Raw genomic sequence first — 14,180 nt, forward strand, 5'->3', positions numbered from 1 at the left:
ACTTTTGCCACACATTAAGGAGATTGATGATGGACAAAACAATCCGTCGCGGCTCATTCGAAATGACCGCCGCCATGCTGATATCCGGGACGATCGGCTGGTTCGTGCTGGTGTCCGGGCAACCGGTGCTGGACGTGGTGTTCTGGCGCTGCGTATTCGGCGCCGGGACCCTGCTGCTGATCTGCGCCGTATTCGGCTTCCTGCGGCCGGGCATCCTGACCCGTACCACATTCCTGCTGGCGGTGCTCAGCGGGGTGGCAATCGTCGGCAATTGGGTGCTGCTGTTCGCCTCCTATTCACGGGCTTCGATTGCCATCGGCACGGCGGTGTACAACGTGCAGCCGTTCATGTTGGTGGGTCTGGCGGCGCTGTTTCTCGGCGAGAAGATCACCCTGCAGAAGTTGTTCTGGCTGGCGATTTCGTTCATGGGGATGCTGGCGATCGTCAGTGCCCACGGCGGGCTGGGCGAGGGCGGCAATGATTACCTGATGGGGATCGCGCTGGCGCTGGGGGCAGCGTTTCTGTACGCCATCGCAGCGTTGATCATCAAGCGCCTGACCGGCACGCCGCCGCACTTGATTGCGCTGATCCAGGTCTGCACCGGGGTATTGCTGCTCGCGCCGTTCGCGCATTTTTCAGCGTTGCCGCAGGCACCCAGTGCCTGGGCCAGTCTGGTGACGCTGGGCATTGTTCACACCGGTCTGATGTACGTGTTGCTCTACGGCGCGATCCAGAAACTGCCGACCGCATTGACCGGCGCTCTGTCGTTCATCTACCCGATCGCGGCGATTTTCGTCGACTGGTTTGCCTTCGGACATCAACTGCAAACCCTGCAATGGATCGGCGTGGCAGCAATTCTGCTCGCCGCAGCCGGCATGCAACAGGGTTGGGGCCTGAAGGCGCGGCGCCTGGCCGCGCAGTAAACCTCAGATGTTCCAGCGCGGCGCAGTCTTCGCCAGACGCTGGCGCATTTCGCCGATGTTGGCCGCCAGTTGTCGGGTCAACAGACGGTAGCCGTCCAGCGGGCTGTAGACCGGGGTGTCGAGGCTGGCGTCCGGCAACTCCACCGGACGCCCCAATCGACCGGACGCCCCGGTTTTCAACGCCCGGGCCATGCCGATCAATTGCACACGAATATGCCGGTGCTCGGCCTTGAGCGCGGCTTGCAGATGCGCCATGGCGTCGGGGTCGCTGGCGTCCGGGCGGATGTTGCCAAGGATTTCCAGGGTGCTGATGCACATGCGCAGGTTGCGCTGGATGGCGTCCAGTTCGGTCATCGACACTTTGACTTCCTTGGACACCGACGGCATCAGCGAGCGCAACTGCACCATCACCGCGTTCAGACGGCTCATCAACTTCAAGTGTTCGTCGGCCGTCACCGGTTGGCCACCGATGATCCGCCCGTACACCGTGGCGCAATCGCGCAGCGCGTCGGCCAGGTTGTAGCGCCACGAATACACCGCGTACAGCGGCAGGGCGAAGGAAAAGGCCAGGGCCAGGGCGATACCGATCAGGATATCGACCCCGCGCCACAGCCCGTCGGTGATCGGGTTGTCGCCATGCCCGGCGACGATAAACACGGTGATGGCCGAGAGCAGGGCGGTGTAGCCGCCCTTGCCGATGGCGTGATACGAGAAGAATCCGCACACCACCGCCATCGCAAAATAGGTCAGCCACGGCATGCCCAGCCATGCCTGTTGCGCCACTATCAACAAACCGACACCGGCACCGATCAAGGTGCCGGTGGCGCGTTCGGCGGCTTTCTTGCCGATGTTGCCGTGATGCTGCAAGCCGCCGATCACCACCAGCATGGTCACCGACGCCCATTCACCGTGGGGCAGATTGATGCCGGTAGTCAGCAGGATCGTCGCCAGCAACCCCAGTGCGACCCGCACCGCGTGGATCGTTCGTGCATGGCGATAACGTCGATACGGGTCGAGCAACGGCCGCAGGATCCGCCGCAACAGCGGCGGCCAGCGGTGGGGGCTGAAAGTGCTCAGCGGTGATTCCTCCTCAGAAGATGTAGTCGGTGGCGATAAAGTTCGAATCGCGTCCGCGAATGATTTCGCTGATCAGATCCTTGTTGGGTTCCTGGAACTTGGTTGCCACCAGCGTACGGATCGAAAACACCCGCAGCGCATCGTGTACCGACAGCGTGCCCTCGGCGGAGTTCTTGCGACCGTTGAACGGGTAGGTGTCCGGGCCGCGCTGGCACTGGGCGTTGAGGTTGATCCGCCCGACCTGGTTGGCGAAGGTGTCGACCAAGCGGCCAACCGCCACCGGGTTGGTGCCGAAGATGCTCAGTTGCTGGCCGAAGTCCGATTCCAGTACGTAGTCGATCACGGTATCGAGGTGACGGTACGGCACGATCGGCACCACCGGGCCGAACTGCTCTTCCTGATACACGCGCATCTGCGGCGTCACCGGGTACAGCACCGCCGGATAAAAGAACGAGGCCCGTGCCTCGCCGCCATTCGGGTTGACCACCTGGGCGCCCTTGCTTTGCGCATCGGCGACCAGACCGTGCAGATAATCGACCTTGCCCGACTCCGGCAGCGGCGTCAGAGAAACCCCGCTGTCCCACGGCATGCCCGGTTTGAGGCTGGCCAGTCTGGCGTTGAATTTCTCGATGAAGCTGTCCACCACATCTTCATGCACGAACAGGATCTTCAACGCGGTGCAGCGCTGGCCGTTGAACGACAGGGAGCCGGTGACCGCTTCACTCACCGCGTTATCCAGATCGACTTCCGGCAGGACGATGCCGGGGTTCTTCGCATCCAGACCCAGCGCGGCGCGCAAGCGGTGTGGTTTCGGGTGCAGTTTCTTCAGGTCGCTGGCGGCCTTGTTGGTGCCGATGAAGGCGAAGATGTCGATCTTGCCGCTGGCCATCAGCGCGCTGACGGTCTCGCGGCCGCTGCCGTAGATCACGTTGATCACGCCGGTGGGGAAGCTGTCGCGGAAGGCTTCAAGCAGCGGACGGATCAGCAGTACGCCGAGCTTGGACGGCTTGAACACCACGGTGTTGCCCATGATCAGTGCCGGAATCAGCGTGGTGAAGGTTTCGTTCAGCGGATAGTTGTAAGGGCCCATGCACAGCGCCACGCCGAGCGGGACGCGGCGGATCTGGCCGAGGGTGTCCTGTTCCAGCTCGAAACGGCTGGAGCGGCGGTCGAGTTCTTTCAGCGCATTGATGGTGTCGACGATGTAGTCGCAGGTGCGGTCGAACTCTTTTTCCGAGTCCTTGAGGTTCTTGCCGATTTCCCACATCAGCAGCTTCACCACGGCGTCACGCTGCTGGCGCATGCGTCCGAGGAAGGCCTCGACATGCTGGATACGCTCGGCCACACGCATGGTCGGCCAAAGGCCCTGGCCCCGGTCGTAGGCGCGGACGGCGGCGTCGAGGGCGGTGAGGGCGGTATCGGCGTCCAGCAGCGGCGTGCTGCCGAGGATCACTTGTTCGTCGCCGTTGTCGCCGTGCAGATAGACCGGGCTGCGCACGGTGGCGAGCGGGCCGTCCCAGCGGCGCAACTCACCATCGACCAGATATTCGCGTTGCTCGACCTGACCGTCGAGGCGGTATTTTTCCGGGATGTCGCTGACAGAAGGGAACAGGTTGCCAAGGATGTTTGCTGTGGTCATGTCGCTACCCCGTAGAAGATGTCGGCGGGCCGATTGGAAAAGGCTTTACAGGTTATACGCCTGAATTCACTGAAATTTAAACCCGCAAATGTCACGGGAATGTCACGCAAAGGCGCAGAGCAGAGGGGTAGCCATATCAGCTTCCGCAGAGTTTTGTGTTTGCGCCAGGTCTCGAGCCGAATCCTGACTGTCCCCGGATGCCCCCTTCACTGGCCCGCAATGCCCTCAACCCGCCGCCGTCGCTGCCTTAAGGTGTGATCACAACAATAAGTGGCTCCCCACGCGAGGATCGTTATGCGGGCATCCCGAATCATGTTGCCGCTGATGCTGGTCGCTGCACTGGCCGGCTGCGGCGAAGACCCCAAACCCCCGGCCAGCACCAACAACACCATTCCCAAAGACCCGGCGCTGGCGCAGATCTACGCCAACAGCTGTCAGCTCTGCCACGCCAACCCCGCCGCCAATGCCCCGCTGACCGGTGACCGCAAGGCCTGGGAGCCGCGCATCCAGCAGGGCGCCGACACGCTGCTCGACCACGCCATCAACGGCTACAACGGCATGCCGCCGATGGGCCAGTGCGTCGAGTGCTCGGAAGAACAATTCCTTCAGTTGATCGGCTTCATGGCCGACCAGCCGCTGCCACAATAAGGGTGCGCGCATGACGATGAATCTGACTCGACGTCAGCTGTTGCAACGGGCAAGCATCGCCGGGGCGTTCAGCGCGCTGGCTTCCAATCCGGTGCTGGGCCAGTTGATGCGCGCACCGCGGCTGATTCCCTGGCGTAACTGGTCAGGCGGGCAGAGTTGCCTGCCGGCAGCGCGGGTGGCACCGAAGAATCTGGATGAACTGACGACAGTGATCCAGCAGGCACCGGGCAAGATTCGCCCGGTCGGCTCGGCGCATTCCTTCAGCGCGCTGGTGCCCACCGACGGTACGTTGCTGTCCCTGAGCTACTTCAACGGTCTGCTCGACCACGACCCGAAAACCCTGCAAGCCGAATTCGCCGCCGGCACACCAATGTCGCGCATGGGCACGCCGCTCAAAGACGTCGGCCAGGCCCTGCAAAACATGGCCGACATCGATTACCAGACCCTCGCCGGGGCTATTTCCACCTCGACCCACGGCACCGGCAAAACCTTTCAGTCTTACTCGGCCCATGTTTGCGGGATGCAACTGGTGACCGCCAGCGGCGAAGTGCTGGATTGCGACAGCCAGCGTCATCCCGAAGTATTCAACGCCGCCCGCGTATCCCTCGGCGCACTGGGCGTGGCCACCAAAATCCGCCTGCAAAACCGCCCGGCCTATCGCCTGCGAGAGCGCCAGTGGATCGCCAAGACCGAAGAACTGCTGGAAGACATCGACAAGAACACGAGCGAAAACCAGCATTGGGAAATGCTCGTCGTCACCCATTCCGACTACGCCTTGTCGATCGCCCTCAACGAAACCACCGACCCGCCGACGCCGCCGATTCCGCCCGAAGAGGAGGGTGGCAACGAGTTCGTGACCCTGATCGAGAAGATCGACAAGTACGGCAGCGATTTCCCGGACCTGCGCAGTTCGCTGCTCAACAGCCTGCGGCATCTGGCGAGTTTCGAGGACCGGGTCGGCGACTCCTTCGACATCTACGCCAACGTGCGCACCGTACGTTTCAACGAGATGGAATATTCGGTGCCCGCCGAGCACGGCCCGGCGTGCCTGCGCGAGATTCTCAAGCTGATCCGTGACAAGGACCTGCGTACCTGGTTTCCCATCGAGTACCGCTACGTCAAGGCTGACGATATTCCCTTGAGCATGTTCGAAGGCCGCGACAGCTGCTCGATCTCGGTCCACCAGCATTACCAGATGGACCACCACAACTTCTTCGCCGCCGTCGAGCCGATCTTCTGGAAGTACAACGGTCGCCCGCACTGGGGAAAATTGCACACGCTCAATGCCCGCACGTTGCAGACGCTGTACCCGCGCTGGCAGGAATTCATTCAGGTACGCCAGGCGCTGGACCCGAGCGGCAAGTTTCTCAACGGGCATCTCTCGTCGATTCTGGGGGTGAGCTGATGGCGGTCAATCGACGTAATTTCGTGCTAGGTACGTTAGGTGTGGGCGCTTTGCTGGTGGGGGGCGGCGCGTGGCTGCGGCCGGGGGATCGCGGCGGGCCTTACAGCGAATACTTCCGGGCGCTGAACAACGAACTCAAGAGCAAAGGCCCGATGCGCCCGGTGTTGCTGATCGACCTGGATCGCCTCGACCACAACATCGACGTGGTGATGCGCTCGGTCAAACGCGCGGGCAAGCAATTGCGGCTGGTGGAGAAATCCTTGCCGTCACCGGGCTTGCTCAGATACATCGGCCAACGGGCGGAAACCCAGCGACTGATGTCGTTTCATCAGCCGTTTCTCAATCACGATGCGGTAACGTTCCCGCAGTCCGACATTCTGCTCGGCAAGCCGTTGCCGGTGCGTTCCGCCGAGATTTTCTACCAGACCCACAAAGGTCCGTTCGACCCGACGAAACAACTGCAATGGCTGATCGACAACCCCGAACGCCTGCAGCAATACCTCGCGCTGGCCCAGGGCTTGGGCACGCGGATGCGGATCAACATCGAGCTGGACGTCGGCCTGCACCGAGGCGGCGTCAGTGACGTGAACGTGCTCGGGAAGATGCTCGCGCTGATCGCCGCCAACCCCCAGCATCTGGAGTTCGCCGGGTTCATGGGCTATGACCCGTTCGTGGGCATGGGCGTGCCCGGGATTCTCGGTTCGCCCGAGGAACTGTTCGCCAAGGTGATGGTGATTTATCAGCGCTGCGTCGACTTCACCCGGCAGCAATATCCGGCGCTGTGGCATGACGGCTTGTGCCTGAATACGGCCGGCAGCCCGAGTTATCGCATGCATGAAAATGAAACCCTGAGTAGCGAAGTATCGGTGGGGACGGCGATGCTCAAGCCGACGCATTACGACTTGCCGTCGCTGGTTGAACATGAACCGGCCGCGTACATCGCCACGCCGGTGTTGAAAAGCACGGGTGCGGTGAACATTCCGGCGCTGGATGACAAGTCGAAACTGTTTTCGTGGTGGGACGCCAACCAGCGCCAGACGTTCTTCATCTACGGTGGCAACTGGATGGCCGAGTTCGAATCACCGCCCGGATTGCAGAGCAATGGCGTTTACGGGCGCAGTTCGAATCAGGAGATGGTCAATGGTTCGAATGCCGTTGGCCTGACCGTTGAGGATCAGGTCTTCCTGCGGCCGACCCAGACCGAGGCTGTGTTATTGCAATTCGGCGATTTGCTGGCAGTGCGTGGCGGCAAGATTGTCGACACCTGGCCCGTCTACACCTGACGGAATGTTTTCCTGAAAACACCCCATAACCCTGTGGGAGCGAGCAAGCCCGCTCCCACAAGGTTTTGTGGTGTCTGCAATTCCCCGTTCAATTTCTGTAATGAAGCTTTTATGACAAAAGTTCGGTAGCACATCGCCAGTCCGGTCATGCCTATGTAACGCGCTTGAGGGGCCCTTTGGGCGCTTTTCACAAGCCGAGGCGGGACGCCGGGAGTGAGGCAATGGGGACTATGGAACGCTACTCGAAAGTGGGCATGCAGGAACTCGATCAACGCCTGTCGAAGATCGTCGAAGCCGCGCGCAAGAAGCCGGTTTCGGTGTATCGCTACGGCGCGCCGTGGGTCTGGATCGTGTCGCAGGATGACTGGCAGGGCGCCTTGAAAGAGGTTTCCAGCTACATTCCGCCGGGTCATTCGCTGGTGCTGCTGCGCCCGCAGATCGATGACCTGCTCGACGCCCACCGCGACCTCCTGCACGACCTCAATGCCCAACCCGGCATGCTGATCGCCCCGCAGACGGTCATGCACATCCTGCTCCTGCAACTGCTGTATTCGGTGCCCAGCGAGCAGCAGCTTTATGAACAGCTCAATTACAACCTGCTGTTCCGCTGGTTCGTCGGCCTGGGCCTGAACCAGAAAGTCTGGAGCTTCAACGTCCTCAGTCGCGACATCGCCACGCTGCTCAACGAGCCGCGCGCGGTGCAGCTCATCCAGAAAATCATCGGTGAAGTGTTCTGTGGCGCGCTGCTGCAAATGCCCGAGTTCTCCTTGAACTTCGCGCTGCTGCACACCTGGCTGGGCAAACACACCGGGGCCCCGCACGTCAGCAATTAACAACGCCAGTCATTGACGCACACGCAAGGCGCATGAGCGCCAACAGGTCATCGCGAATTTCAGGGGGTAGTGTGGATCAGATTTTCACGTCACGGCTGGCGCTGTGGGGCTGGCTGCTGGTGACGGCCGGCGCGCAGCCGGCGTTCGCCGATGAAGCCGGGAACGCAGCGGCGCAGCGTCTGGTGGACGTCAACGAATACTTCGTGCGCGGCAACACCGTGCTCGATGCGCGGGCGATCGAAGAAGCGGTGTACCCGTTCCTCGGCCCGCAAAAAGCCTTGAGCGACATCGAAGGCGCGCGGGATGCCTTGCAGAAGGCCTATCAGGAACGCGGCTACCAATCGGTGTTCGTCGAACTGCCAGAACAAGCCGTGGCCGACGGCATCGTCTATCTGCAAGTCAGCGAAACCAAGGTCGGCCGGGTCCGTGTGGTCGGCGCCAAACATTATTCGCCGCTGGACATTCGCGACAACGTCCCGGCGCTGAAGGAAGGCGAGGTGCCGGACTTCGCCAAAGTCCAGGGCGAACTGGCGCAACTCAACAAGACCCCGGGCCGGCAGGTGATGCCGCTGGTGCGCGAAGGTCAGCGCCCCGGCACCATGGACGTGGACTTGCAGGTTGAAGACCAGAACCCGTGGACCGCCAGCGTCGGCCTGAACAACGACTACAGCGCCGACACCGAAAAACTGCGCACCGTCACTAGCCTCGGCTACAACAACCTTTGGCAATTGGGACACAGCGTCAACCTGACGTTCTTCACCGCACCCCAGGAAACCGACAACGCCAAGGTCTGGTCCGGCTCCTACACCGCGCCGCTGACCGAGCGCTGGAGCGTGCAGTTCTCCGGTTACCAGTCCGACAGCAACGTCGCCACCATCGGCGGCAGCAATGTGCTCGGCAAGGGCCATTCCTATGGCGTGTCGGCGATCTACACCATCCCGTCCAGCGGCAACTGGTCGAACTCGCTGTCGGCCGGCGTCGACTTCAAGGACTTCGACGAACGCCTGACCCTGTCCGGCGAAAGCGACAAGGTGCCGCTCAAATACGCGCCGTTCACCTTCGCCTACAACGGCTATCGCTACAGCGAAAAGAGTCAGCTCGGCCTCGGCCTGAGCCTGGTCGCGGCCACTCGCAGCATTTTCGGTTACGGCAGCTCCGACGAAGACTTCGACTACAAACGCTACCGCGCCAACCCGAGTTTCGCCGTGCTCAAGGGCGATACCAATTTCACCTGGACCTTCGACAGCGACTGGCAGAGCGCGAGCAAAGCCGCGTTCCAGCTGGCGTCGGGGCCACTGGTTTCCAACGAACAATTTTCCGCCGGCGGCGCGACTTCGGTGCGTGGTTATCTGGCAGCCGAACGCACCGCCGATGACGGCTTCCTGCTGAGCGAAGAGCTGCGCACACCGTCGCTTGCCAAATACGTCGGCGGCTGGATGCAGGACTGGCGCTTCTACGCCTTCGCCGAAGGCGCGCAACTCTACCTGCGCGACGAACTGCCGGACCAGGACGCCAATTACGCCTTGGCCAGTGTCGGCCTCGGCACCCGCGCGAGCCTGAGCAAATGGCTGTCCGGCAGCCTCGACTGGGGCTACCCGCTACTCGAAGGGCCGAACACCTCGAAACAGGAATCGCGCCTGCACTTCAACCTTCAGGCCACTTTCTAACAAGGAGCACTTTCCATGCAGCGCCTATTCCTTTCGTTGTTGATCTGCCTGGGCTTCGTGCTCCCGGCCACGGCTCAGGCCTGGTGGCAGGACGACTGGCATTACCGTAAACAGATCGCCGTCGACACCACGCCGCAAGGCGCCGCGATCAATCAGGCCCTGGGTCGCACCGCGCTGCTGGTACGCCTGCACACCGGCAACTTCACGTTTGATGGCGTGAAAGAAGACGGCTCGGACCTGCGCTTCGTCGCCGCCGATGACAAGACCGTGCTCAATCACCAGATCGAAAGCTTCGACGCGCTGATGGGCATGGCGCTGATCTGGGTCGACGTGCCGAATGTCGAGGGCGGTCAGCGCCAGGACATCTGGATGTACTACGGCAACCAGAAAGCCCCGGCCACCGGCAACGGCCAACTGACCTTCGATCCGAATTACACCGCGCTCTACCACTTCGACGGCGCCACCGGCACCCCGGCGAAAGACACCACCGCCTACGGCAACACCGCACAGAGCGCGACCGGCGCCGCGATTGACGGCGTAGTAGGGCGGGCCTTGCAGTTCAGCGGTCAGCCGTTGCTGCTGCCGGCCAGTCCGTCGCTGCAGCACAACGCCGGCAGCGCTTTCACCTTCAGTGCATGGCTGCGACTGGATCAGGCCAACGGCGAGCAACTGATCCTGGCCCGCCGCGAAGGCGCCAACAGCCTGCTGGTCGGTGTGAATCAGGGCGTGCCATTTGTGGAAATCGACGGCCAGCGCGCCGTCGCCACGCAACCGCTGAATCCGGGTCAATGGCAGCACGTCGCCCTGACCGCCGAAGGCGCGAAAGTGACGCTGTACATCAACGGTCGCGAAGGCGCGGCACTGGCTCAGGCGATGCCGGCGTTCAACTCGGTGATGGCCATCGGTGCCGATCTGCACGAAGGTCCTTTCCAGCCATTCGTAGGTGCCATCGACGAACTGCGTCTGTCGAAAGTCGCCCGCCCGGCGCCGCTGCTTTTGGCCGACGCCACTTCCCAGGGTGCCGAGTCAAAACTGGTCGCCTATGGCGTCGATGAAGAACAGTCCGGCTTCGGTTTCGGCAGCCTCGGCTTCCTGCTCAACGCGGTGCCGGTGGACGCCTGGGTGATCATCGCGGTGCTGGTGCTGATGATGTTCCAGTCGTGGATCATCATGCTGCGCAAGAACCGCACCCTCAGCCGCGTGACTGCCGCCAACGAAGACTTCCGTGAGCAGTTCGCCAAGGTCGGCACTCGCCTGGAAATGTTCGCCGACGACACCCAACTCGCCCAGCGTTTGCAGCACTCGCCGCTGTGGCGTCTGTACCAAGTGGCGGTGAAAGAGATCCGCACCCGCCGCGAGCAAGGGGCCGACACCTCGTCCGTCTCCGCCGCGACCATCGAAGCCATCCGCTGCTCCATGGACGGCGTGCGCACCCGTGAAAACCAGCAACTCAGCTCGAAACTATCGACCCTGTCCAACGCCATCGCCGGCGGCCCGTACATCGGCCTGCTCGGCACCGTGCTGGGGATCATGGTGGTGTTCCTCGGCACGGCCATGGCCGGTGACGTCAACATCAACGCCATCGCGCCGGGTATGGCGGCCGCGTTGCTGGCCACGGCCATGGGCCTGTTCGTCGCGATCCCGGCGCTGTTTGGCTACAACCGCCTGATCACCCGCAACAAGGAAGTTAGCGCCGACATGCGCGTTTTCGTCGACGAGTTCATCACCCGTCTGGCGGAAATGCACGGTGAAGGCCAGTCCAGTGAAGCGGCGCATCAGCGCGGTCATCACGCCAACCACTCCGTACCGGCCTGAGGAGCACTGACATGGCGTCCGTAAATGCCTCCCACGACGATGACGAAGATGCAGCGGTGGACAGCATCAACATCACGCCACTGGTGGACGTGCTGATGGTGGTGCTGGTGATGTTCATCCTCACCGCCACCGCGCAGGTCTCCGGGATCCAGATCAATTTGCCCAAGGCCAGCGCCGCCGTGTCGCTGTCCGAGGCCAAGACCAAGGCGATTTCGGTCAACGACGGCGGCCAGGTGTTCCTTGATGCCTACCCGGTGACCCTGCCGGAGCTGGAAGAACGCCTGCGCATCGAGAAGGCGCAGAACCCGGACTTCCCGGTGATCGTGCGCGGTGATGCCACGGTGCAATACCAGAAGGTCATCGAAGTGCTGGATCTGCTGCGCCGGCTCGAACTGTCCCAGGTCGGTCTCGTTACCGGCAAACCGACGCAGGGCTGAGTGATGACTGCACAACTGCCAATCGAGCCTTTGCCGGTGAAGAAGTCGCCACTGCGTTACGTGAAGTGGGGCGCCGGGCTGCTGCTGGGCGCCGTCGCGGCATTCCTGTTGTGGCAGTGGGCCAACGACATGAGCGGCATCCGCCGGGAAGCGCCGAAGGTGCCGACGATCATTCCGTTGCCGCCACCGCCACCTCCGCCGCCGGAAAAACCACCGGAGCCGGAAACCCCGGTGGAAGAAAAAGTCGTCGAGCCCGAGCCAACGCCCGAGCCGCAAGAGGTCAAGCCCGAGGAAGAAGCACCGCCATCACCGGCGGACGACCTGGCCAACCCGATGCAAATGGACGGAGACGCCCAGAGCGGCAGCGACGCCTTCAACATCGGCGCGGGCAAGGGCGGCGGCATGGCCGGTTCCGGCGGTGGGCGACTGGGCAACGGCACCTACAGCCAGTTCCTCGCGTTCACTTTTCAGAAGCTGCTGCGCGAGAACCCCGACCTGCGCAACCTCGCGTTTTCGTTGCAGGCCGATGTGTGGCTGAGCAGCGTCGGCGAGATCACCCGGGTCGAGCTGATCAAGTCCAGCGGCAACCCCGAAATCGATACGCAAGTGCTCGCCGCGCTGCGCAATGCGCCTGCTTTAAGCGAGCGGCCACCGGCCTCCATCACCTTGCCTGTGCGCATGTCCCTGCAAGGGCGGCGTCCGGGTTAACCGAATTCATAAAGCTGTATGAAAAGGAGTTGTGTGCAGATGATTTCCAACGTGAATCGATTGTCCCTGGCGGTCGGCATGGTCATCGCGACCCTGGTCGGTCAGGCCGCGGCAGCGCCTGCGCCCTCGGAGAACGCCACGATCAATCTGATCCGCTTGCTGGTCGAGCAGGGCATTCTGAAACAGGACAAGGCCGACGCACTGATCGCCCAGGCCCAGAACGAAGCGGCCCAGGCCAAACAGGCTGCGGCGTCCACCGCCGTGGCGGCCGGGCCGGTCGCCGCACCGGGCGATGTGCGGGTGCAATACGTGCCGGCTGCGGTGCGCGACCAGATCCGCGATCAGGTCAAGGCTGAAGTCATGGCCACCGCCAAGCAGGAAAACTGGGCCGCGCCCAATACCTTCCCGGACTGGGCGTCGCGCATCAGCTTCGATGGCGACATCCGTCTGCGTGACGAATCGCGCTACTACTCGGGCAGCAACAGCAACGAAATCGTCGACTTCGCCAAGCTCAACAACAACGGCCCGTACGACGTAAACCCCAACAGCAGCACCGCGTTGCCGCCGTTGCTCAACACCCGCGAAGACCGCGAAAACCTGTTCCGCCTGCGCGCCCGGCTGGGCATGAAAGCGGAGATTTCGCCGCAATGGACCGCCGGCATCCGCATCGGCACCGGCTCGGACAACAACCCGGTGTCGACCACCCAGAACCTCGGCGGCGGCTTCTCGAAAAAGGACATCTGGCTCGATCAGGGTTACCTGACCTGGAAGCCGTCGGATGAACTGACCCTGACCGGTGGCCGCTTCGCCAACCCGTTCATGTCCACCGACATGCTGTATTCCAACGACCTGAACTTCGACGGCGTGGCGGCGATTTTCGACCACAAGCTCAGCCGCGATTGGGGCGTGTTCGGCACCGTCGGCGCGTTCCCGGTGGACTACACCAACGACACCACCACCAGCAACGGCTTCGACAAGGAAGAAAGCGACAACAAATGGCTGTACGGCGCGCAGATCGGCGCCAAATGGGCGATCAACAGCAACAACCGCTTGAAAGGCGCGCTGGCCTATTACCGCTTCGACGACATCGAAGGCCAGCGTTCCAGCCCCTGCGAACCGTGGGCCGGCGCACCGGGCTGCGACAGCGACGGCACCCGCGCGGCATTCATGCAGAAGGGCAACAGTGTGTTCCTGCTGCGTGACATCACGCCGAACCCGCTCAATCCGAGCACCACGCCGCAGCCGCAATTCGTCGGCCTGGCGTCCGAATTCAACCTGCTCGACCTGAACGTGGTGTGGGACGCCGACCTGCCGGAAGACTTCAAGCTGCGCAGCCAGGGCAACTACATCCACAACCTCGGCTACGACGAAGGCGACATGCGCAAGCGTTCGGCGGGGCAACTGGTCAACAACCTCGACAGCAACGGCAACATCGAAAGCGGCGCCAACGCTTGGATGGTCCAGTTCACCCTCGGCAACGCGCTGGAGCTGAAGAAGCAGGGCGACTGGAACCTGTTCGCCGGCTACAAGTACATCCAGCCGGATGCCTTGCCGGACGGCTTCAACGATTCGTCGTTCCACCTCGGCGGCACCAACGCCAAGGGCTACTTCCTGGGCGGCAATTACGGTCTGGCGAAGAACGTCTACGCCACCGGCCGCTGGCTGAGTTCGGAGGCGGTGTATGGCGCGCCGTTCGACATCGACGTCATGCAGCTTGAGATCAACACGCGCTTCTAAAGCGCCGG

At 62.5% G+C, this 14,180-nt stretch carries 12 protein-coding genes; 10 read left to right on the top strand and 2 right to left on the bottom strand.

What is annotated here, in order from left to right; all coding sequences use genetic code 11:
* The first annotated feature begins 29 nt into the window (after positions 1-29).
* Complete coding sequence (locus tag QR290_RS14320) at positions 30-923, top strand: DMT family transporter (protein ID WP_289202859.1); 894 nt, start codon at positions 30-32, stop codon at positions 921-923.
* Positions 924-926: 3 nt separating this feature from the next.
* Here the strand turns inward: QR290_RS14320 and QR290_RS14325 are convergent, their stop codons facing one another.
* Together QR290_RS14325 and QR290_RS14330 are read right to left on the bottom strand one after the other, a co-directional pair.
* Positions 927-1,967 carry an FUSC family protein gene (locus QR290_RS14325; RefSeq protein WP_289205296.1) on the bottom strand — a complete coding sequence of 347 codons (1,041 nt, stop codon included), beginning with the start codon at positions 1,965-1,967 and terminating at the stop codon, positions 927-929.
* A gap of 46 nt (positions 1,968-2,013) precedes the next feature.
* Complete coding sequence (locus tag QR290_RS14330) at positions 2,014-3,639, bottom strand: NADP-dependent glyceraldehyde-3-phosphate dehydrogenase (RefSeq protein ID WP_289202860.1); 1,626 nt, start codon at positions 3,637-3,639, stop codon at positions 2,014-2,016.
* 294 nt (positions 3,640-3,933) lie between these two features.
* Here QR290_RS14330 and QR290_RS14335 point away from each other — a divergent pair, with 294 nt between their 5' ends.
* From QR290_RS14335 to QR290_RS14375, 9 genes are all read left to right on the top strand, one after another.
* A complete protein-coding gene (locus tag QR290_RS14335) occupies positions 3,934-4,287 on the top strand; it encodes a c-type cytochrome (protein WP_289202861.1) in 354 nt (117 codons plus the stop codon).
* Positions 4,288-4,363: 76 nt separating this feature from the next.
* Positions 4,364-5,692 (top strand): D-arabinono-1,4-lactone oxidase, encoded by a 1,329-nt coding sequence (locus QR290_RS14340; protein WP_289205297.1) that lies wholly within the window; start codon positions 4,364-4,366, stop codon positions 5,690-5,692.
* 74 nt (positions 5,693-5,766) lie between these two features.
* Entirely contained in the window at positions 5,767-6,975 is a 1,209-nt protein-coding gene (locus QR290_RS14345; protein ID WP_289205298.1) for a DSD1 family PLP-dependent enzyme, read from the top strand.
* Positions 6,976-7,196: 221 nt separating this feature from the next.
* Positions 7,197-7,808, top strand: coding sequence for a transposase (locus QR290_RS14350; protein ID WP_115077770.1), 612 nt, complete (start codon positions 7,197-7,199; stop codon positions 7,806-7,808).
* Positions 7,809-7,879: 71 nt separating this feature from the next.
* Positions 7,880-9,475 (top strand): ShlB/FhaC/HecB family hemolysin secretion/activation protein, encoded by a 1,596-nt coding sequence (locus QR290_RS14355; protein ID WP_115077771.1) that lies wholly within the window; start codon positions 7,880-7,882, stop codon positions 9,473-9,475.
* 15 nt (positions 9,476-9,490) lie between these two features.
* Positions 9,491-11,290, top strand: coding sequence for a DUF2341 domain-containing protein (locus QR290_RS14360; RefSeq protein ID WP_289202862.1), 1,800 nt, complete (start codon positions 9,491-9,493; stop codon positions 11,288-11,290).
* Between the two features lie 11 nt (positions 11,291-11,301).
* Positions 11,302-11,727 (top strand): ExbD/TolR family protein, encoded by a 426-nt coding sequence (locus tag QR290_RS14365; protein ID WP_007955109.1) that lies wholly within the window; start codon positions 11,302-11,304, stop codon positions 11,725-11,727.
* 3 nt (positions 11,728-11,730) lie between these two features.
* Positions 11,731-12,435, top strand: a complete 705-nt coding sequence (locus QR290_RS14370) for an energy transducer TonB family protein (protein ID WP_289202863.1) — start codon at positions 11,731-11,733, stop codon at positions 12,433-12,435.
* A 39-nt stretch (positions 12,436-12,474) separates the two neighbouring features.
* Positions 12,475-14,172, top strand: coding sequence for a putative porin (locus QR290_RS14375; RefSeq protein ID WP_039772353.1), 1,698 nt, complete (start codon positions 12,475-12,477; stop codon positions 14,170-14,172).
* The last annotated feature ends 8 nt before the right edge of the window (positions 14,173-14,180 follow it).

The organism is Pseudomonas fluorescens (genome assembly GCF_030344995.1).
GTDB classification, from domain to species: domain Bacteria; phylum Pseudomonadota; class Gammaproteobacteria; order Pseudomonadales; family Pseudomonadaceae; genus Aquipseudomonas; species Aquipseudomonas fluorescens_BF.

Coding starts and splice junctions, on each gene's coding strand:
- QR290_RS14320 (WP_289202859.1), top strand. CDS start 30: ATGGACAAAACAATCCGTCGCGGCTCATTCGAAATGACCGCCGCCATG.
- QR290_RS14330 (WP_289202860.1), bottom strand. CDS start 3,639: ATGACCACAGCAAACATCCTTGGCAACCTGTTCCCTTCTGTCAGCGAC.
- QR290_RS14335 (WP_289202861.1), top strand. CDS start 3,934: ATGCGGGCATCCCGAATCATGTTGCCGCTGATGCTGGTCGCTGCACTG.
- QR290_RS14350 (WP_115077770.1), top strand. CDS start 7,197: ATGGGGACTATGGAACGCTACTCGAAAGTGGGCATGCAGGAACTCGAT.
- QR290_RS14360 (WP_289202862.1), top strand. CDS start 9,491: ATGCAGCGCCTATTCCTTTCGTTGTTGATCTGCCTGGGCTTCGTGCTC.
- QR290_RS14365 (WP_007955109.1), top strand. CDS start 11,302: ATGGCGTCCGTAAATGCCTCCCACGACGATGACGAAGATGCAGCGGTG.
- QR290_RS14370 (WP_289202863.1), top strand. CDS start 11,731: ATGACTGCACAACTGCCAATCGAGCCTTTGCCGGTGAAGAAGTCGCCA.
- QR290_RS14375 (WP_039772353.1), top strand. CDS start 12,475: ATGATTTCCAACGTGAATCGATTGTCCCTGGCGGTCGGCATGGTCATC.